Origin of the sequence: Pelagibacterium sp., assembly GCF_965249125.1 — a bacterium.
GTDB lineage: Bacteria > Pseudomonadota > Alphaproteobacteria > Rhizobiales > Devosiaceae > Pelagibacterium.
On the sequence record NZ_OZ252217.1, the window covers coordinates 2,042,121 to 2,060,550 of the forward strand.

17 protein-coding genes are annotated in these 18,430 nt (G+C 59.9%); 3 read left to right on the forward strand and 14 right to left on the reverse strand.

Annotated features, from left to right (window positions below; all coding sequences use genetic code 11):
* From ACP148_RS10025 to cysS, 6 genes are all read right to left on the reverse strand, one after another.
* Positions 1-2,016 carry a LysM peptidoglycan-binding domain-containing protein gene (locus ACP148_RS10025; RefSeq protein WP_421950765.1) on the reverse strand — a complete coding sequence of 672 codons (2,016 nt, stop codon included), beginning with the start codon at positions 2,014-2,016 and terminating at the stop codon, positions 1-3.
* A gap of 214 nt (positions 2,017-2,230) precedes the next feature.
* Complete coding sequence (gene cimA / locus ACP148_RS10030) at positions 2,231-3,817, reverse strand: citramalate synthase (RefSeq protein ID WP_421950766.1); 1,587 nt, start codon at positions 3,815-3,817, stop codon at positions 2,231-2,233.
* A gap of 30 nt (positions 3,818-3,847) precedes the next feature.
* Positions 3,848-4,222 carry a VOC family protein gene (locus ACP148_RS10035; RefSeq protein ID WP_421950908.1) on the reverse strand — a complete coding sequence of 125 codons (375 nt, stop codon included), beginning with the start codon at positions 4,220-4,222 and terminating at the stop codon, positions 3,848-3,850.
* 91 nt (positions 4,223-4,313) lie between these two features.
* Positions 4,314-4,814: a GFA family protein gene (locus tag ACP148_RS10040; protein ID WP_421950767.1), complete on the reverse strand. Its 501-nt coding sequence runs from the start codon at positions 4,812-4,814 to the stop codon at positions 4,314-4,316.
* Positions 4,811-5,293 (reverse strand): GFA family protein, encoded by a 483-nt coding sequence (locus ACP148_RS10045; protein ID WP_421950768.1) that lies wholly within the window; start codon positions 5,291-5,293, stop codon positions 4,811-4,813. The genes ACP148_RS10040 and ACP148_RS10045 overlap by 4 nt, the downstream gene beginning before the upstream one ends.
* On the reverse strand, positions 5,290-6,765 hold the full coding sequence (cysS, locus tag ACP148_RS10050; RefSeq protein WP_421950769.1) for a cysteine--tRNA ligase: 1,476 nt from the start codon (positions 6,763-6,765) through the stop codon (positions 5,290-5,292). The genes ACP148_RS10045 and cysS overlap by 4 nt, the downstream gene beginning before the upstream one ends.
* Before the next feature lie 540 nt (positions 6,766-7,305).
* On the opposite strand from cysS, the gene ACP148_RS10055 reads away from it, so the two are divergent.
* Entirely contained in the window at positions 7,306-7,512 is a 207-nt protein-coding gene (locus ACP148_RS10055) for a hypothetical protein (protein WP_421950909.1), read from the forward strand.
* On the forward strand, positions 7,512-7,667 hold the full coding sequence (locus ACP148_RS10060) for a hypothetical protein (protein ID WP_425033473.1): 156 nt from the start codon (positions 7,512-7,514) through the stop codon (positions 7,665-7,667). The genes ACP148_RS10055 and ACP148_RS10060 overlap by 1 nt, the downstream gene beginning before the upstream one ends.
* Here ACP148_RS10060 and ACP148_RS10065 read toward each other — a convergent pair whose 3' ends face one another.
* Complete coding sequence (locus ACP148_RS10065) at positions 7,668-8,681, reverse strand: fumarylacetoacetate hydrolase family protein (RefSeq protein ID WP_421950771.1); 1,014 nt, start codon at positions 8,679-8,681, stop codon at positions 7,668-7,670.
* Between the two features lie 124 nt (positions 8,682-8,805).
* On the opposite strand from ACP148_RS10065, the gene ACP148_RS10070 reads away from it, so the two are divergent.
* On the forward strand, positions 8,806-9,936 hold the full coding sequence (locus tag ACP148_RS10070) for a DUF2865 domain-containing protein (protein ID WP_421950772.1): 1,131 nt from the start codon (positions 8,806-8,808) through the stop codon (positions 9,934-9,936).
* Here ACP148_RS10070 and gltX read toward each other — a convergent pair.
* From gltX to rpiA, 7 genes are all read right to left on the reverse strand, one after another.
* Positions 9,881-11,209: a glutamate--tRNA ligase gene (gene gltX / locus ACP148_RS10075; protein ID WP_421950773.1), complete on the reverse strand. Its 1,329-nt coding sequence runs from the start codon at positions 11,207-11,209 to the stop codon at positions 9,881-9,883. The two genes, ACP148_RS10070 and gltX, sit on opposite strands and share 56 nt — an antisense overlap.
* Positions 11,206-12,876, reverse strand: coding sequence for an NAD+ synthase (locus ACP148_RS10080; RefSeq protein ID WP_421950774.1), 1,671 nt, complete (start codon positions 12,874-12,876; stop codon positions 11,206-11,208). The genes gltX and ACP148_RS10080 overlap by 4 nt, the downstream gene beginning before the upstream one ends.
* Before the next feature lie 131 nt (positions 12,877-13,007).
* Entirely contained in the window at positions 13,008-13,943 is a 936-nt protein-coding gene (locus tag ACP148_RS10085; protein WP_421950775.1) for a hypothetical protein, read from the reverse strand.
* A gap of 136 nt (positions 13,944-14,079) precedes the next feature.
* Positions 14,080-15,456: a class II 3-deoxy-7-phosphoheptulonate synthase gene (locus ACP148_RS10090; RefSeq protein ID WP_421950776.1), complete on the reverse strand. Its 1,377-nt coding sequence runs from the start codon at positions 15,454-15,456 to the stop codon at positions 14,080-14,082.
* Positions 15,457-15,580: 124 nt separating this feature from the next.
* Positions 15,581-16,960, reverse strand: a complete 1,380-nt coding sequence (gene gorA, locus ACP148_RS10095; RefSeq protein ID WP_421950777.1) for a glutathione-disulfide reductase — start codon at positions 16,958-16,960, stop codon at positions 15,581-15,583.
* Positions 16,961-17,071: 111 nt separating this feature from the next.
* Entirely contained in the window at positions 17,072-17,635 is a 564-nt protein-coding gene (locus ACP148_RS10100; protein WP_421950778.1) for a DUF2059 domain-containing protein, read from the reverse strand.
* Positions 17,636-17,664: 29 nt separating this feature from the next.
* Complete coding sequence (gene rpiA, locus ACP148_RS10105) at positions 17,665-18,330, reverse strand: ribose-5-phosphate isomerase RpiA (RefSeq protein ID WP_421950910.1); 666 nt, start codon at positions 18,328-18,330, stop codon at positions 17,665-17,667.
* Positions 18,331-18,430 lie beyond the last annotated feature (100 nt).

Consider the following 18,430-nt stretch of genomic DNA (forward strand, 5'->3'; position numbering starts at 1 on the left):
TTATTGACTGGCCCCTTCATCGACTTCGCCGATTACTTCATCGGTGCCGGGCAGATCGAAAACCTGCCCGGGGTAGATGAGGTCGGGATTACGAATCTGGTCGGTGTTGGCCTCGAATATCTGCGTATAGCGAATGCCCTCCCCATAGACCCGGCGAGCGATTGTCCAAAGGTTGTCGCCCTGCCGGATAATGACCAGGCCCGTAGCCGCCCGTTCACCATCGCCGACCCCAACCAATGTCGGAACGGCGGTTTCGGGCTGGACAGATTGCGCTGGCGCGGCCGGTTCGGGGCTTATTGCAGGCTCGACCACTTCCGGAGTTGCAGGCGTCTGCGCAACCGGCGTATCGGCGGGCGCTTCCACCGGTGCCTGAGCGCTCTGGTCTTCGCCAGAGCCAGGGGTTTCAACAGAGCCAGGGGTTTCCACAGAGCCAGGGGTTTCCACCTCTATATCGCCTTGGTCGGCAACCACGATTTCCTCGTCCGCCGCCGCAGGCAGATCGAGGACGAAATCGACCTCGGCCCGGGCGACGACTGATCCGTCGTCGGCGAGCATATCGATCCGAATGCGCTGGCTTCCCCGATCAAGCACGTCGATCGCTTCAATGAGCCATCTGCCCTCGCTGACTTCGGTAGAGCCCACAACCTCGTTGTCGACATAAAGCCGGACATTGAAACCATCCTCGCCCGCACCTGCAAAGAAGTTGCGATCGCCATCGATCTCGACGGCGTCGATTGTCGGAGCGGCAATCGGGTCCTGAGGACCGGACTCCACCGTCGGCTGGGCCGAAGCGAGGGAACTCTCGGCGTTGTTTTCCCCAGGTTCCACCGCAGCGCTGGAGGACACTGAAGGTGCCGCCACGGTTTCGTTTGCGGATTCTGCGTCATCAGCAGGCGCTGCCGGGAATACTGTATCGTCTTCGGACTCGAGTGCGGCGGCAGCGCTAGCTGAACCGGAAGCGGCGACCGCAGCATCAGCGGGCGGAGCGGCAGAGATGGGCGCCTCATCCTGTGTAGCTGGCGCATTGTTTGAGACGATTTCGGCATCGCCGTCATCGTCAACAGAAGCAATAGCAGGAGCTGCGCTCGCCACGGCGTCTTCTTCCTCGTCCAGAACGCTATTGGCAGGCGCTGAAGCTGGTTGCTCTGCAATGGGAGCGGAGCTCTCTTGCTGGGCTGCCGGCGGCTGGACGGCGCTAGCCGCCGGCTCGTCGGATTCAGCCTCGCTCGTTACGATAACAGAAGACGCGCTCGCTACTTCGTCATCGCCGGCCACCTGGCTCTCGACCTCTTCATCGATGGCCGCAATCGTTTGCTCCGCATCGTCGCCCACCGCCGAAGGTTGCACGGCCTCTGCTTCCCGCTCGACGGGGGCCGCGATTTCCGGTTCCGCGGTGCTTTCACCGGGGGCCTCGGCGACCGGGCTTGCCATCTCGGCTTCGGCGACCGCCATAGTTTGCGGTCCTGGCTCCGCCGCCGGTTCGTCCGGGGTGTTCTCAGCAATGACCGCCTCAGGAGCCGGGCTATCGAGTCCCTGCAATATTTCGCTTGCCTCGCCAGGTGCCGATGCAATGACCAGCGGTTCGCTGGTCCGATCATCCTGAACCACCACGACCACCGAGGTGTCGGAAAACCGGTCCGTCTCAACATCGAGAATGCGAAGCTCCACGCCGCCGGTCGGCAGCGGAGCATCGGTCACGAATGCGAAATCGCCTGAAGGCATCACCGTCTCAGCGCCGATCTGGTCGTCATTGGCGAAAATGCGGACTTCACCCGAAGGCGTTGCGCTTCCGGCAATCACCGCCGAGCCGTCAGGCTCGACGCGCACGAGGCCAAAGGCCGGCATTACTGCCTCCGATACGCTCGTCGCCGTTTCCTGGCTTCCCACCGTCTCGGTGAAGTCAACGCCCGGGGCGCTGCCAGAAACCGCTTCTTGTGCTCCCGAGGCGCCGGCCACTTGCTGCACGGTATCGTCGTCACCTGCCGCCGCCGATCCACCGAAGAAGGTCTCGTTCATGCAAATCGGAAAATCGCCGCGCTGAACGCAGGCAATCGTACCCGGACCGGCGATCACGCCTATTGTAACGACTACGGTCGCTGCGGCCGCGCCGACTGCGAGAACGATAGGAGAAAGGGGACCGGCCAGTGGAGCCTCCGTAAATGTTTCCCGGCCGCCGCATCGGCCATGTCTGCGATTCGTGCGCTAAAAGCAGTCTTTTGAACTATAACGGCTATGCCGTCTTCATCAACTTATAGGTAAACGACTCATACAGGGCCTCAAAGGAGGCATCAATGATGTTGGGGGACACGCCGACGGTGAACCACCGCTCACCTGAATCGTCCCGGCTCTCTATCAGCACACGGGTGACCGCGCCCGTGCCGCCGTCCAGGATACGCACTTTGAAATCAACCAGTTCGAGATCGTCGATCCGGTTCGAATACTTCCCGAGATCTTTGCGCATTGCCAGATCGAGCGCGTTGATCGGGCCGTTTCCTTCGGCAACCGACATGAGAATTTCGCCATCCACATCGATCTTGCACACCGCCTCGCAGACCGTGACCATTTCGCCCTTGGCATTGTGGCGGCGCTCGATGGCGGTGCGATAACTGGTAACGTCGAAAAACTTCGGCAGCGTCCCCAGCATTTTATGGGCAAGCATGAAGAACGACGCCTCCGCCCCGTCGTAGGAATATCCCCGGGCCTCGCGTTCCTTGACCTGGCGCAGCAGCTTGTCGAGCCGCGGATCATCCTTGGCCATTTCGATGCCGAAACGCCTCAGGGTCGTCAGCAGGTTCGATTTTCCGGCCTGCTGGGAGACCATGATGAGCCGCTCGTTGCCAACACTTGCCGGCGTAACGTGCTCATAGGTCGATGGGTCCTTGGCAATAGCGGACGCGTGAATACCGGCCTTGGTGGCGAAGGCCGAAGCGCCGACATAGGGTGCCTGCCTGTTGGGACCGCGATTGAGAATTTCATCGAAGGCGCGGGAGACATGAGTCAGCGTTTCCAGCTTCTCGGTCGTGACGCCCGTCTCGAACCGGTCGGAAAACACCGATTTGAGCACCAGCGTGGGGATCAGCGTGACCAGATTTGCGTTGCCGCACCGCTCGCCGAGACCGTTCAGTGTGCCCTGGATCTGGCGCACACCTGCCCTGACCGCGGCAAGCGTATTGGCGACAGCCTGCCCGGTATCGTCATGGGCATGAATGCCAAGCTTGCCGCCCGGAGCAATGGTCAAGACATCGGCTACGATCTCTTCGACCTCGGAAGGCATCGTGCCGCCATTGGTGTCGCATAGAACGATCCAGCGCGCGCCGGCCTCGAGCGCGGTTTTCACGCAATCGAGCGCATAGGCACGGTTGGCCTTGTAGCCATCGAAAAAGTGCTCGCAATCGACAAAGGCTTGCTTGCCGGCGTCGATGGCCGCCCGCACACTCTGGGCAAGGCTCTTGAGATTTTCCTTGGTCGATATTCCAAGCGCCAGCTTGACCTGGTGATCCCACGCCTTGGAAACGTAGCAGACCGCATCGGCGCTGGAATTTATCAGATCGGCGACGCCAGGATCGTTCTCCACAGATCGTCCCGCCCGCTTGGTCATGCCAAAGGCGACGAACTGCGCCGCCATTGTGCGCTTTTGTGCGAAGAACGCCGTATCGACCACATTGGCGCCCGGATACCCTCCCTCGACATAGTCAACGCCCAGCCCGTCGAGAAGCCGGGCAATTGCGATCTTGTCCTCAAGCGAGAACTCGATGCCTGTCGTCTGGGCTCCATCGCGCAGCGTGGTGTCGAAAAGGTAAAGGCGTTCTTTGATCATGGCTGAGGCTTGATGCTTTTCCAAAAAATGTCAGGCGGACGCGTGGCTGACCGCTTCGATATTGTGGCCGTCGGGGTCGAAGACGAAGGCGCCGTAGTAGTTGGGGTGGTAGATTTCGCGGATGCCCGGCGGACCATTGTCACGCGCACCGGCGTCAAGTGCGGCCCGATAAAACGCATCAACGTCCGCCCGCGATTTCGCGGCGAAAGCGATATGCAGCTTTCCGGTACAACGGCCGCCCGACTGCACCCAGAAATCGGGTTTCCCATCCCCATAGCCGGCGATCATGCCGCCTGGAATCTCAAACTCCTGCATGCGCCCATAGCCGAGCGTTGCAAGCACCGTATCGTAGAAATCGCGCGACATCTGATAGTCAGCAACCGTCAATCCGAAATGGTCGATCATGTTCATATGGCTCCTCCCTTAAGGCCGTGGATCAATGTCGAGGTCGGTACAGGTGCTGGCCGCATGTTCCTCCCAACGGCCATCACCTCACTCATTGCTGCCTCGGCCTGGCCTGCCAATCGGGCGTGTCGTGGTCGGGGTGCTGATGGTTGGTCGCCCTGATCGCTGAGGCCCAGGCCTCGCGGCCGGTCTCGGTTGCGCCACCATCTTCGATGGATGTAATTGTCGAAAACCAGGACACCGCCCCTTCCGTACCGGTGTTGGCTCCCGGAGGGAATGCGCTCGGGTTGTCGAGCGAGCCGATCAAGAGATTGGTGCGGCCGTTATTGACGTCGTGGTAGAACAGCGGCGTTCCGCAATTGGCGCAAAAACCGCGCTCGACATTTTCCGAACTGCGCCAGATTGCGGGCTTGCCCCGCGTCCATACCAGCGTGTCATCGGGTGCCGCGACCAGTCCGGCAAAAATGCTGCCCGAGGCCTTCTGGCACATGCGGCAATGGCATAGATGCGAATTGTCGAGCATCTGAGTGGAATGATAGCGCACGGCGCCGCATTGGCAGCCACCGCTGACCTCCATGTCCATGCGGTTCATAGTGTTTCCTCCTTTGGCGGCCAGGATTCCGTATCGTGATCGGGATGCTGGTTGGAATGAATACCCGACATAAAATCGCGCCATTCATCGGTCGTCTCGCGGACCGGCAGGGTGGACAGACCTTCAAAAAAGGACACCCTGTCGTTCAGATTAACCTGAATTTCCGGCGGCACCTTCTCGGGTTCGTCGAACGTGCCTATGGCCAGTTCCAGCCCGAACTTGGTTTCATAGGCGAGCGGGGTTCCACAATCGCCGCAAAACGCCCGACGGGCGGCATCGGATGACTGAAACCATTTCGGCTCACCCCGCGTCCAGTGCCCGTCATGGGACGTGACAAGGGGACCGAAAAAGCTCCCGAACGCCTTCTGGCACATACGGCAATGGCAGATGGAACCGCGCCCGACCAGTTTGGTGGCAAAGCGCACAGCTCCGCACTGGCACCCGCCGGTCAATGTTTCGCTGGCTTCGATCGCACTCATCGCTTGACCTCCCATTTGGTGCGGCGTTCGCCGGTTTCCGGGTCCTTGTAGTCCATCAACTGGATGCCCTGGCCCAGCAAATCGTTGCGGATGGTGTCGGCGGTGGCGAAATCCTTGGCGTTCAAAGCGCTCAACCGAGCCTCAATCCGTCCCAGGATGTCGGATGCCTCCCCCTCGTCGGACTTAAGCAAGCTGTCGGTCGAAAACCCGAAGAATTTCAAGGTCTCAGCGAGGCAATGGGCAGCAGATTCCGTTCCACGGTTTGCCTTGCGCGCCATGGTGTCAAGGACCGTCGAAGCGCGGGAAAAATTGAGATCGTCGGCCAATTCGGCAATTGTGGCCGCGTCCGGTGCAGTTTCTTTCCCGGCCCGCGCGGCACGTTGCCAGCCTGCCAGCTTGTTCTCTGCTTCCTCCAGCCGCGCCACCGAGAAATCGATCGGCTCGCGATAATGGGTCATCAGCATTGCCAGCCGCAGAACTTCGCCCGGCCATTTGCGGCCGCCGAATTTTTCGGTTTCCAGCAGGTCGTGGATGGTGACGAAATTGCCTTCGGACTTGCTCATCTTGCGGCCCTCGAGCTGAAGATAGCCGTTATGCATCCAGTAATTGGCCATCACGTCCTTACCGTGAGCGCAGCGGGACTGGGCGATTTCGTTTTCATGGTGGGGGAAGATCAGGTCCAGCCCGCCACCGTGAATGTCGAAGGTCTCACCCAGAAAGGCCTCGCTCATGGCCGAGCATTCGATGTGCCACCCTGGACGGCCGCGACCCCACGGGCTGTCCCAGCCCGGCTCATCGTCATTAGAGGCTTTCCAGAGAACGAAATCGGCGGGGTTTTCCTTGTGGCTTTCGACGGCCACCCGCGCGCCGGCGATATTGTCTTCGAGATTGCGTCCCGAAAGCTTGCCGTAGTCGGCCATGGAGGCAACGCGAAACAGCACTTCGCCGCCAGCCTCATAGGCATGCCCTTTGGCAATCAGTCGCTCGATGATAGCGATCATGCCCGCAATGTGCTCGGTGGCGCGCGGTTCGACGGAAGGCTGCAGGCACCCCAACGCCGCAACGTCCTTTTCGAACTGGGTTGCCGTCTTCTCGGTCACCTTGCGGATCGCCTCGTTGAGCGGCAGATCGGGATAGTCGCGCAGCGCTCGCGCGTTGATCTTGTCGTCGACGTCGGTGATGTTGCGCACATAGGTGACGTGATCGCCGCCGTAGAGATGGCGCAGCAGGCGGAACAGCACGTCGAAGACGATGACCGGGCGGGCATTGCCGATATGAGCGAAGTCATAGACCGTCGGCCCGCACACATACATGCGCACATTGGCCCGATCGATGGGGACAAAGTCCTGTTTGGCGCGGGTCAGCGTGTTGTGAAGTTTCAGGGTCGGCTGTTGCGACGGCATAAAATGAGATCCCCAAGCGCAGGAATTGACGCTGCTGGCAGCGGGTCCACTCCTTTGTGCCGGGAACATGAAAACCGCGCCGCCAACCTTACGTCAGCGGATAATGGTGCAGCCAATAATGCAGGTCAGGCCATTGGTTTTCATGGCGCGCACAATGGACGGGAACAATAGCCAAATCAAGCATGAAAATAGGGGCGGCGCCGACACGCCACCCCCAGAACGGAGACCTTGGAGTTAGTCAGAAAGTGTCTTCCATCCGGGGCCGGATGGATCGGAACCACTGCCCGTGTTCCGATAGGCAAGACTGGCACGACTGACGCGCTGCGACCATCCCGATCACGGAAAGTTTTAGAGGGTCGCCAAAATCGGCGGCCCCGCGTCTAATACAGTACGCCGCACAAGGTTTGTCATCCCATTGTGCGCGTAAAGAGCTGTTTTTGGAGCACGAATGGGTCAGGACATCGCCGGTCGGGGGGCGACCCGGTAAAACTGCTTGAGCTGTTATGGGGACGTGGCAGGGCCCCGCGCCGGGCCCCCAAACCTAAAATCGCGCTCGAACAGATCGTGCAGGCAGCCGTCGAAATTGCTGACGCCGAGGGCATAGAGGCGGTGAGGACGCGGCGGGTCGCCGACGCCGAGGGCATCTCGCCGATGTCGTTTTATACCCACGTCCCCTCAAAGGCCGAGTTGCACGATTTGATGCTCAACCATATCGCGGCGCCCGCTACTGTGGCCCTTCCGATTGGTAGCAGATGTATTGGCGCACAACGCGGCCCGAGAAAAGACCGTCCGCAACGCCACGGGCATGAGCGATGATGAGTGGTGGCTATGCCGCCTATCTCGTCTCATCGCGTGTCGGCCCTGTTGCCGGAGCGGAATATGGCGTCGGCGACCCGCACTGCACGTTCAAATTCGCGCTGGAGCGGTTTCTTGATGGAGTGGAACTGATGCTCGAACGCAAGACGCGGTAATCACCCAAGCGGTTCCAGCAGCCTTACTGTTTGCTCGATCGAACCGAAGACCGAGCGGCTATCCCCGTCCACGGCATTGATCCGCACAACGTCGCCAAGCGCCAGGAACGGCGTGCGGGCCTTGCCGATCTTGGCTTTTTCGGCCGTTCTGGCTTCAGCGATGCAGCCGAAGCCTATGCCGTCATGCTTGATAGGCAATATCTCGTCGTGAGCATTGGCAACCGTTCCGGACCCAATGATGGTGCCCACACCGAGTTCGCGCGTTTGCGCGGCGGTAACAATCAGATCGGCGAAATCGAACCGCATATCCTTGCCCGCATTGGGCTGACCATAAAGACTGTTGTTGACGTGAATGCGCACGCGCAGGTGAAGGCGGTTATCCTTCCAGCTCTCCCCCAGTTCGTCTGGCGTCACAAAGATCGGAGCGAAGCTGGTCGCGGGCTTGGCATGGAAAAACCCGAACCCGTTCTGGAGGTCATTGAGAACCAGGCGGCGCAGGGAAACATCATTGCATATCCCGACCAGTCGAATGGCAGAACTGGCATCCTCTCTGCTCGGGCGCATTGGCACATGCCCGGTGACCACGACCACCTCCGCCTCGAAATCAACAGCGAGACCGTCTTCGGGCACAACAATCGGTGCTGAGGGCGACGCGAAACTGTCCGAGCCGCCCTGATACATCAAGGGGCGTTCGTCCTGCAGTTCCTCGTCGCGGCTGCCCTTGAGGGTGCGGACCCGGTCGAGATGCACCATATAGCCTGAACCGTCGATCCACTGGTAAGCGCGCGGCAAGGGCGCCAGTGCCTCGCGCGGATCGAACGGCATCCCCGCAATCTCGCCATTGTTGAGTTGGTCGCTGACGGCGCGCAAAATCGGCGCACAGCGCTCCCATTCGTCGAGTGCTCCCTGCAGATTGGAGGCTATACGCCCCGCAGATGCGAAACGGGCAAGATCTTTCGAGACGATAACCAGATGTCCGTCGGGACGACCGTTGCGCAGCGTGACGAGTTTCATGAGTGGATAAGACCGGAAGTGATTGGCATTGGCGGCTAAGATGGCTCATACCTTGGCACAGTTAAAGCCTTGCGTTGATACAAAAGCCTGATAAGCGGATCGCAATGATCGCAGCGGGCATCACATGGACGGTATGATTTCAGTTCGTTGTTCCTTTGCCGGGTCAGTGCGCCTGCTGATCGCGGTTCTGGCATCTCTTGCCTTCATTTTTGCCGGCATGTCCGCCGCGATGGCGCAGAATCAGAATTGCGGCCAGATCACCGCGATTCTGCGCGGCATCGAGCGCAACCAGATGTTTCAGAGCTTTAACGGCATTGTGCGCGAACTCCAGAACCGACAGGTCGAGGTGCGGCAGGCAGAGAACCAGTGGAGCGCATCGGGCTGCCAGCAGCTGCTCAATGCCGGACAGGCATTATCGGGTCAGTGCCAGTCGATCGCGCAGGCTATTACACTGGGCCGCAGCCAGGTCGAACAACTGACCTCGATGGCACGCGAGGGCCAGACAATGGCCCAGAACTATCAACAGGTCATGGCCGATTATCAGCGTTACGACTGTGCCGCGGGCCAGTCTGGCGTCACCTTCGGCAATGAGGGAACGCGGGGCGGCCTTCTCGATAACATTTTCGGTGGCGGATACGACTATATCGACGGTTCCTACAATCCGTGGAGCACACAGCAAACCCGCCGCACCGTATGCGTGCGTACCTGCGATGGATTTTATTGGCCGATCAGCTTCTCGACCACCGACGATTATGTCGCCCAGGACGCCATACGGTGCCATGAGATGTGCCCGGGAACCGAGGTCGCCCTGTTTTCATATCGAAATCCGGGGGAAGAGCCCGAAGACATGATTTCGCTTTCGGGCACGCCGTACCGGTCAATGTCCTATGCGTTTCGCTTCCGCGAGGAGATCGATACCAGCTGTTCGTGTCAAACCCGTGAGACGGTCGGGACGATCGCCCTTAACGATCAGGGGGCGCAGTCGCGGGCTGTAATTGCGTTCGGCGACCTCGAATTCCCCCTGCCCCAGCCCGACCCGCGCGGCGGGACGCAGCAGATCGAAACGGTCGTCGCGGATCTGGTCTATGTACCGTTGCCGCGCCCACGCCCAAGGGAGGATGGCACCGCCGAGCCGGCCTTTGAGCAGCCCGATCTTGAGGGGCCGGATATGCGGGTCGTTGATTTCGGCGACAGGGCCGTCAGGATAGTCGGGCCAGAGACGCCTTACGTCCCAGAACCGGCAGAAGAGCCTTAAGCTCGGGGCCTTCGTGCCTGCCGGTCAGTGCCAGACGCAGCGGCAGGAAAAGTGTCTTACCCTTGCGGCCCGACTTTTCCTTGAGAAGGCCCGTCCACTGCCCCCACGTGGTTTCGTCCCAGGGCTCGTCGGGCAAGGTTTCCCGAGCCAGAGCGATGAAGTCCCTGTCTTCGTCCGCCACGATTGGCGTGGCATTGACAACCACCTCTTGGTAGAGCGGGACAACCTGCGACAGCCTTGAGACGTTTTCGCGTAGCGCGAGCCACGCCGCTTCGGTCAGGCCCTCGACAGGACCCAACCGGTCGTGCACCGCCGCAAAATCCATTGCATGAACGAGGCGCGCATTGAGGGTTTCAAGCTCTGCGGGATCAAAGCGCGCCGAGCCGTGCGAGATCATCGAGAACTCAAGCCTTTCAGCAATGGAATCAAGGTCGGGATAGGGCTCAACCGGCAGAGAGGTGCCGGTGATCGACGCCATTATGGCAACCGCCAGCGGCTCGTAGCCGTCTTCACGCAACTGGCCGAGCGAGAGCGAACCGAGCCGCTTGGAAAACCCCTGACCTTCAGAATCGGTCAGAAGGTTATGATGCCCGAAAACAGGCGCTGGCGCCCCGAGCGCCTCAAAAAGCTCGATCTGCGTCCCGGTGTTGGAGACGTGGTCCTCGCCGCGGATGATATGGGTGACGCCCATATCGATATCATCGACGACCGAGGTGAAGGTATAGAGATAGCTGCCGTCCTCGCGGATCACCACGGGGTCCGACATCGAACTGGTATTGACCGTCTGATTGCCCTTGATGAGGTCGTCAAAGTTCACGGCGCGCCCGTCGAGCCTGAACCGCCAATGAGGCTTACGACCTTCGGCCTCGAACTTCGCCTTGTCCTCGTCCGTCAGGCCGAGCGCGGCGCGATCGTAGATCGGCGGGCGGCCCAGGGCGCGGGCGCGCTTGCGCTTTCGATCAAGTTCATCGGCAGTTTCATAGGCCGGATAGAGCCGCCCGTCGGCGATCAGTCTGTCGCGTGCGACATCATAGAGATCGAGCCGATCTGACTGGCGCACCTTGATGTCGGGCAAGATGCCCAGCCAATCGAGGTCGGCTTCGATGCCCTTTGCAAACGCTTCGGTTGAGCGAGCCGTGTCGGTGTCGTCAAAACGCAGGATGAACTTGCCCGAATTCTTGCGCGCGAACAGCCAGTTGAGGATCAACGGGCGGGCATTGCCCAAATGCAGGCGGCCCGTCGGCGAGGGCGCATAGCGAACGACAACATTCATTTTGCGATGCTCCCGTCACGATACCCCGAAGTGATCGGGTATTTCCGCCCAATACCGAATGCCTTGGCCGTGAGCTTGGGTCCGGGGGCCGACTGGCGCCTCTTGAACTCGGCGACATAGATCAGCCGCTCGATGCGTTTGACCAGGTCTGCATCGAACCCCTTTGCAACGATTTCGGCCAGCGACAATTCCTCTTCGATCAGAGCCTCGATGATCGCATCGAGCACCGGATAGGGCGGCAGGGAATCCTGATCGGTCTGGTCGGGCCGCAATTCGGCGCTTGGCGCCTTGGAAATAATCTCGGGGGGGATGACCACGCCCGCTGGCCCGCGCACGTCGGTCGGATAGTAGGAATTGCGCCATTCGGCCAGCCCATAGACCTGCATCTTGAGCATGTCCTTGATCGGGTTGTAGGCGCCGTTCATGTCGCCATAGATCGTGGCGTAGCCAACCGCCATCTCGGACTTGTTGCCCGTGGTAATCAGCAGCGAGCCCAACTTGTTGGAGACCGCCATCAAAATGGTGCCGCGCATGCGCGATTGAAGGTTTTCCTCGGTGATATCGGGAGCGCGGCCCTCGAATACTTTGGCAAGATTTTCATTGACCGCGTCGACCGGGGCGCCGATCGGCACGATATCGTAGCGGACCCCGAGCGTTTCGGCGCACGCTTTTGCGTCGCGCAGGCTGGCCTCCGATGTGTAGCGATAAGGCAGCATCAGGCAGTGGACGTTTTCGGCACCCAGTGCATCGACGGCCAGTGCCGCGACCACCGCGGAATCTATGCCTCCCGACAGCCCCATGACGACCGATTTGAAACCGTTCTTGTGCACATAGTCCCGAAGCCCGAGCATCGCCGCGTGCCACGGCGCTTCATTGACGGGCACCAGTTCGGTCACATGCCCCTCGACACAATGCCAGCCGCTCTCCCCTTTCTGCCAGTCCGAAAGCACCATGTCTGGCACGAAGCTCTTGCCTTGGAAGGCCATGGAGCCGTCGGGATTGATTCCGAAGCTCGCACCATCGAAGACCAGTTCGTCCTGTCCGCCAATCTGGTTGGAATAGAGTATGGGTAATCCGGTTTCCTCGACGCGCTGGCGGACCAGTTCGAGCCGTAGGCGTTGCTTGTTGCGCCAATAGGGTGAGCCGTTGGGGCAAAGAAGAATTTCGGCACCGCTCTGGGCGAGCGCGCTGCAAACCAGCGGATGCCAAACGTCCTCGCAGATCGGAACGCCCACCGACAGTCCCTTGATGGTTATCGGTTCGGGCAAATCACCGGCGGTGAAATAGCGCTTTTCGTAAAATACATCGTCATTGGGCAACTCGACCTTGTTCCGCCGGTCGATGATCGCCCCGTCCTCGGCAAGGACAACGCTGTTGTAGAGCTTTCCGTCCGTGCTCCAGACAGTGGGTAGCAGGACCGAGACGTTTAGCCCTTTCGTCTCGCGCGCAAGCGCGCGCGCGGCCTCCATCGCCTCGGTTACGAACTGGTGCTTGAACAACAGATCCTCAGGGAAATATCCGGTGAGGTAGAGTTCGGTGAACATCAAAATGTCGGCGCCCGCCGCCTCGGCCTCTGCTAGCGCCTGGCGCGCTGTTGCGAGATTTTCGGCGATCGCGCCGACCCTGGGGTTCAGTTGGGCGAGAGCAATGCGGAGCGTATCGGTCACGAAATTCTATGTCCGGCAGTCATGAGAAGCGCGCCAGACTTATAGTGCACGGCGGCCGAGGGCAAGGCGGCGCACAACAAAGACGGGCTGCGAAAACCGCCCGGCTCGGCCGTGATCAGATGGCTGAGATTCTAGAAGGTGCCGGTCAGTTCGATGAACGGACCCCAGCGCATCAGTTCGATGTCGCCTTCGACGACGTAGCCCTGACCATTGCTACCATCCGCGTTTCTGGTTTCGTAGTAGGTTTCGGTGGGGCCAGTCAGATAGTAGCCTCTTGCTCCTGCGCGGATTTTAATATTGTCGGTCGCCTTGAACCCGACCATCGCCTCTGCGGCGCCACCGTACAAATGACCCGAAATACGGGCGGCAGAACCAAGTCCTGGATTTATGCCGTCGACACTAGCGCCGAACGGGCCATAAATGCCGGACAGCGAGGCGTAGGGAATGGCGGCAGCGTCGATCCGCACATCGAACTGGTCATTGACATCGGCCTGCGCCGTGACGCCGAGCCGCAAACCATGCACCTCGAGGAGGTTCTGCTCGCTGTCCAGACCACCGGAAGGCGTGTAAAACTCGGAGCGGCCCATGTCGATGGATTCATTGAGATATTGATAGCCGATGAAAGCACCGAGCCCTATGGACTCGGCCTTGAACGGCAGATAGCCGAAGTCCGCTCCGCCATAAGCGATGCGTCCAGAATCTGTAGATAACTCGCCACTTAGCGGGGTTTCGTATGTGCCATCGATAACCGCGGCATAGCCGATATTGCCAACTACATATGTGTTGGTTGAATGGTCGTTGATACGCCCATGAAATTCAATGAAATGGCTCGCATCGTCGGCGGTATAGTCTGCGCCCCCACCAAAGGTCGCACGTTGCCCACCCATGCCGTAGAAGTACCGAATTCCAGCCTCGAAATCGAGGCTGTCTTCATAAGGCATCATATCGACGGGATAGGCGGGCTTGAAAACCGGTTCCTGCGGAACGCCCCAATCGGCGGCCGCGACCTGCCCGCTGGCAGCGGCAGACAAAAGGCCCACGGCAAGACCTGTGAGAAGACGCGACATTGAGCCCTCCGAACGACGCGATACAGTTTCATTCGTCTTGGTTATGGGCCCGTTAGGGTTAATGTTGGCTAAATGGATAAACAAAAGGCGCTGTTCATCAACAGCGCCTTTTCCCGTTCAACAGTATTGGGCGATCTCAATAACCGACAGCCTTAGCCGGTCCATTGGTCCGCTGGCCATGCATTTCCTCGGCGATGAGGAAGGCAAGCTCAAGTGCCTGGCTGGCGTTGAGGCGCGGGTCGCAATGGGTGTGGTAGCGGTCCGACAGAGACGCTTCGGTCACCGCCGATACGCCGCCGGTGCATTCGGTAACGTCGCGGCCGGTCATCTCCACATGGACGCCACCGGCGACCGTGCCCAGCTCGCGGTGAATGTCAAAGAACGACTTCACCTCGGAAAGGATACGATCGAACGGGCGCGTCTTGTAGCCCGACGAGGCCTTTATGACGTTGCCGTGCATAGGGTCGCAGCACCAGACGACAGTGCGACCCTCGGACTTGACCGTTTCAATAAGGCGCGGCAGGTGCTCCTGGACCTTGTCGGAGCCAAATCGCGCAATCAACGTCAGGCGACCCGCCTCGTCCTTGGGGTTGAGGACGTCCATGAGCCGTTTCAAATCATCGGACGACATGGATGGGCCGCATTTCACGCCGATCGGATTGTGGATACCACGGAAATACTCGGCATGGGCATGGTCGGGGTTGCGGGTGCGATCCCCGATCCAGATCATGTGGCCCGACGTGGCGTACCAATCATTGGTGATCGAATCCCGACGCGTCATGGCCTGCTCGTAGCCAAGCAGCAGCGCCTCGTGGGAGGTGAAGAACTTGGTTTCCCGCAGCACGGGCGTATTTTCGGGGCTCAGCCCAAGAGCGCCAAGGAACTCAATGGCATCGTCGATCTTCTGGGCGACTTCCTCGTAACGGGGAAACCAATTGGAGTCCTTGACGAAGCCCATTGTCCATTCGTGAACGCGCGAGAGATTGGCAAAGCCGCCGGCAGAAAACGCACGCAGCAGATTGAGCGTCGCCGCCGACTGCCGGTAGGCCTCGAGCTGGCGATTGGGATCGGGGATGCGCGCCTCGGGCGTGAAATCAATCCCGTTGATGATATCGCCCCTGTAGGAGGGCAGTTCCACGCCATCGATGGTTTCGGTATCGGCCGAACGGGGCTTGGCAAACTGGCCGGCAATCCGACCAACCTTGACCACCGGCTTGGACGCACCATGAGTCAGAACCACGGCCATCTGCAGGAAAACACGGAAGAAATCGCGGATATGGTCGGCATGGTGCTCGGCAAAGCTCTCGGCGCAATCGCCGCCCTGCAACAGGAAGGCGCGACCGGCCGCAACCTCGGCCAGATTGGCCTTGAGGTCGCGCGCCTCGCCTGCAAAAACCAAGGGGGGAAACGAAGCGAGCCGGGCCTCGACCGATTCAAGCTCTGTCTGGCTCGGATAGGTCGGGACCTGCAGGATCGGTTTCGTCCTCCAACTGTCAGGTGTCCACGTGCTCATCGTTTCACTCGCTTAATAAATGGTTCGCCTTCCCGAGTAGCCGGGAAGGTCCGGCGGTTTACCAATTACCGCCCCCTATGCCAAGTATTCTATGGTCGAACAACGCGACCTGCCCGCGCGTGGATTACGGATTGCACTTTTCGCCATCGACCACACGATAGCTGGGTGACTTGAAGGTCACCAGCTCTTCCGCTGCCGTCGGGTGTACGGCAATGGCGTGATTGAAATCGGCCATTGTCCCACCCATGCCCAGAGGAATGGCAACGAGCTGGATCATCTCACCGGCTCCCGGTCCGAGGATATGACAGCCCAAAATCCGGCCGGTATCGGTTTCGGTGATGAGCTTGAGCAGCATTTTTTCCTGCCGATCAGACAGCGTATTCATCATCGGGCGGAAGCGGGCGATATAGATATCGATGGAACGGCAATGCTCGGCGGCGGCTTCCTCGCTCATTCCCACCGTTCCGATTTCGGGTTCGGAAAACACCGCAGTGGGGATCAACTGATAGGGCACGGTGGTCGGGGTGTTGTTATAAACGGTCTGTGCGAACGCCGCCCCTTCCCTGATCGCCACCGGTGTCAGGGCCGCTCGGCCCGTCACATCCCCCACCGCATAGATTGAGGGCACTGAGGACCGGGAATATTCGTCGACAACGACCGCGCCGGCCTGGTCAAGCTGGACCCCAGCTGCCTCGAGGCCAAGGTCTGCGGTATTGGGGTGGCGGCCCGTGGCGAACATGACCTTATCAAAGGTTGCTTCCTCGTCGTGGGAAAACGAGACGCAGATACCCTCCCCGTCCTTGCGCAGCTTCGAGATGTGGTAGCCGTAACGGAGCCGCACGCCGCGCTCCCGCAACGCGTCTTCGAGGCCATCGCGCACGTCGTGATCGAAACCCCGCAGAATCTTGTCCCGGCGATAGACCAGCGTCGTATCAACGCCAAGACCGGCAAAGATCGTCGCGAACTCCACAGCGATATATCCGCCGCCCTCAATCAAAATCGTCCTTGGCAAACTTTCGAGGTGGAAGGCTTCGTTCGATGTGATGCCGAGATCGCTGCCTTCGATATCGGGCTTGAAAGGGGCGCCGCCGGTGGCGAGCAGAATTCGCTCGGCTTCCAGTTCCTCACCAGTCGACAGCCTGACCGCATTCGGGCCGGTTATGGTGGCGCGGGCCTTGAACGTCGTCACGCCAGAACCATCGAGCATCGTTTCATATATTTTTTCGAGCCGGCCGATTTCCCTGTCCTTGTTGGCCAGCAGTGTTGGCCAGTCGAACGATGCGTCGACCGTCCAGCCAAAGCTCGGAGCCACGTCGAAGAGGTCGCCAAAGCGCGACGCATAAACGAAAAGTTTCTTGGGAACACAGCCACGAATGACACAGGTGCCTCCGTAGCGATATTCTTCCACGATTGCGACCTTGGCCCCCAATTGGGCGGAAACCCGCGCCGCACGTACGCCCCCCGACCCGCCACCGATCACGACCAAATCAAACTTCTCGCCCATGGGACCCCGCACGGCTGCTGTGTTTTGACGAAACGATATAGGCGCCCAGCGCACACAAAAAAACCCCCGTCCTGGCGGACGGGGGTAAAACCAAACGTCAAGAGCCAAACCTTATTGCGGCGTGGCTTCCTCTTCCTCAGGTGCCGGCGCCTCGACCTCGGGGGCATTGTATCCCTGGTTGCGCAGCTCGGCGCGCACCCTGGAGAGGAACTCATTGCCGGTGTTGCGGCTCCACACGCCAAGTGCCAACTGGAGATCCTCGTTGATGCCCGCATTCTGGCTCAGCAGCTTCTGGCCGACCGGCGTGCCGTAGAAATCCAGAATCTGTTCAAGTTCTTCGAGCGAAAAGCGGATGGCATAGATGCGCGCGAACTGATTGTAGAGCGGATCGCGATCGAGCAGGTAGCCGTCATACACGGTCTGCAGCGCGTTGATCAGCGGATCGCGCAGCGAAGGGTCTTCCTGGATCATCAGCCGCATGACGCGCAAGCCCATCTCGACGAGGGTGCGTTCATAGAGCTGGGCGGAATCAGTCATGTCCACATATTCGCGCGCCTTTGCCAGATGCTCGGGCGAAATTTCCTGTTGCGCATTGGCGGGAGCTGCCGCCACTAGAGCGGTGCCGGACAAGATGAGCGCCGCAGCGAGCCGGCGCAGAGTGGGCAGGAAGGTCATTTTGCGTACGGTCCCTTGATATGAGCGGGTTATGATTTCACATGCTCGGAGAGCTTAATCGTCCCCCCGGAGGTAGCAAGATAGGCGTCGGAACACAAATCGATGAACAGCCCGTGCTGGACGACACCAGGAATTTCGAGCAGCGCTGAAGAGAGAGCTTCTGCGTCGGAAATACGGCCAAAAGATGCGTCCACGATATAGTGACCGCCATCGGTCACAAAGGTCTCGCCATCCGCTCTTTTCCGCAATGTTTTCCCGCCCAGAGCGTCGAACCTGGCCATGACGCCGGCAATCGCCCTTTCGGTTGCGGTGAGGCCAAAAAGATTGACCTCGATGGGCAGCGCAAACCTGCCGAGCGTATCGACGAGCTTGGTTTCGTCTGCGATCACGATCATTCGCGCCGATGCCGCCGCCACGATCTTTTCGCGCAGCAGCGCCCCGCCGCCGCCTTTAATGAGCTGGAAGTTCCGATCGATCTCGTCGGCGCCATCGACGGTAACGTCGAGACTATCGATATCATCGAGCGTGGTCAGAGGAATGCCGAGCCCCTTCGCTTGCGCCGCAGTCACCTCCGATGTCGGCACGCAAAGACATTCAAAGCCCTTTGCCACCTCGGCGCCAAGCAAATCGACAAAATGGCGGGCTGTCGAGCCGGTGCCGAGCCCGATCCGCATTCCCGAGCGAATTTCCGACATGGCCGCTTGAGCCGCCTGGCGCTTAAGGTCTTCACTCACGTTCAAAATCTCCCGGTTTTGCCTCTAGAACGGCAGTTCGGAGCATCTGTCAACGCTACCA

Bases quoted from the DNA above. Each gene is read 5' to 3' on its own strand.
- ACP148_RS10025 (WP_421950765.1), bottom strand. From the start codon at position 2,016: ATGAACGAGACCTTCTTCGGTGGATCGGCGGCGGCAGGTGACGACGAT.
- cimA (WP_421950766.1), bottom strand. From the start codon at position 3,817: ATGATCAAAGAACGCCTTTACCTTTTCGACACCACGCTGCGCGATGGA.
- ACP148_RS10035 (WP_421950908.1), bottom strand. From the start codon at position 4,222: ATGATCGACCATTTCGGATTGACGGTTGCTGACTATCAGATGTCGCGC.
- ACP148_RS10040 (WP_421950767.1), bottom strand. From the start codon at position 4,814: ATGAACCGCATGGACATGGAGGTCAGCGGTGGCTGCCAATGCGGCGCC.
- ACP148_RS10045 (WP_421950768.1), bottom strand. From the start codon at position 5,293: ATGAGTGCGATCGAAGCCAGCGAAACATTGACCGGCGGGTGCCAGTGC.
- cysS (WP_421950769.1), bottom strand. From the start codon at position 6,765: ATGTTCCCGGCACAAAGGAGTGGACCCGCTGCCAGCAGCGTCAATTCC.
- ACP148_RS10060 (WP_425033473.1), top strand. From the start codon at position 7,512: ATGAGTGGTGGCTATGCCGCCTATCTCGTCTCATCGCGTGTCGGCCCT.
- ACP148_RS10065 (WP_421950771.1), bottom strand. From the start codon at position 8,681: ATGAAACTCGTCACGCTGCGCAACGGTCGTCCCGACGGACATCTGGTT.
- ACP148_RS10070 (WP_421950772.1), top strand. From the start codon at position 8,806: ATGGACGGTATGATTTCAGTTCGTTGTTCCTTTGCCGGGTCAGTGCGC.
- gltX (WP_421950773.1), bottom strand. From the start codon at position 11,209: ATGAATGTTGTCGTTCGCTATGCGCCCTCGCCGACGGGCCGCCTGCAT.
- ACP148_RS10085 (WP_421950775.1), bottom strand. From the start codon at position 13,943: ATGTCGCGTCTTCTCACAGGTCTTGCCGTGGGCCTTTTGTCTGCCGCT.
- ACP148_RS10090 (WP_421950776.1), bottom strand. From the start codon at position 15,456: ATGAGCACGTGGACACCTGACAGTTGGAGGACGAAACCGATCCTGCAG.
- gorA (WP_421950777.1), bottom strand. From the start codon at position 16,960: ATGGGCGAGAAGTTTGATTTGGTCGTGATCGGTGGCGGGTCGGGGGGC.
- ACP148_RS10100 (WP_421950778.1), bottom strand. From the start codon at position 17,635: ATGACCTTCCTGCCCACTCTGCGCCGGCTCGCTGCGGCGCTCATCTTG.
- rpiA (WP_421950910.1), bottom strand. From the start codon at position 18,330: ATGTCGGAAATTCGCTCGGGAATGCGGATCGGGCTCGGCACCGGCTCG.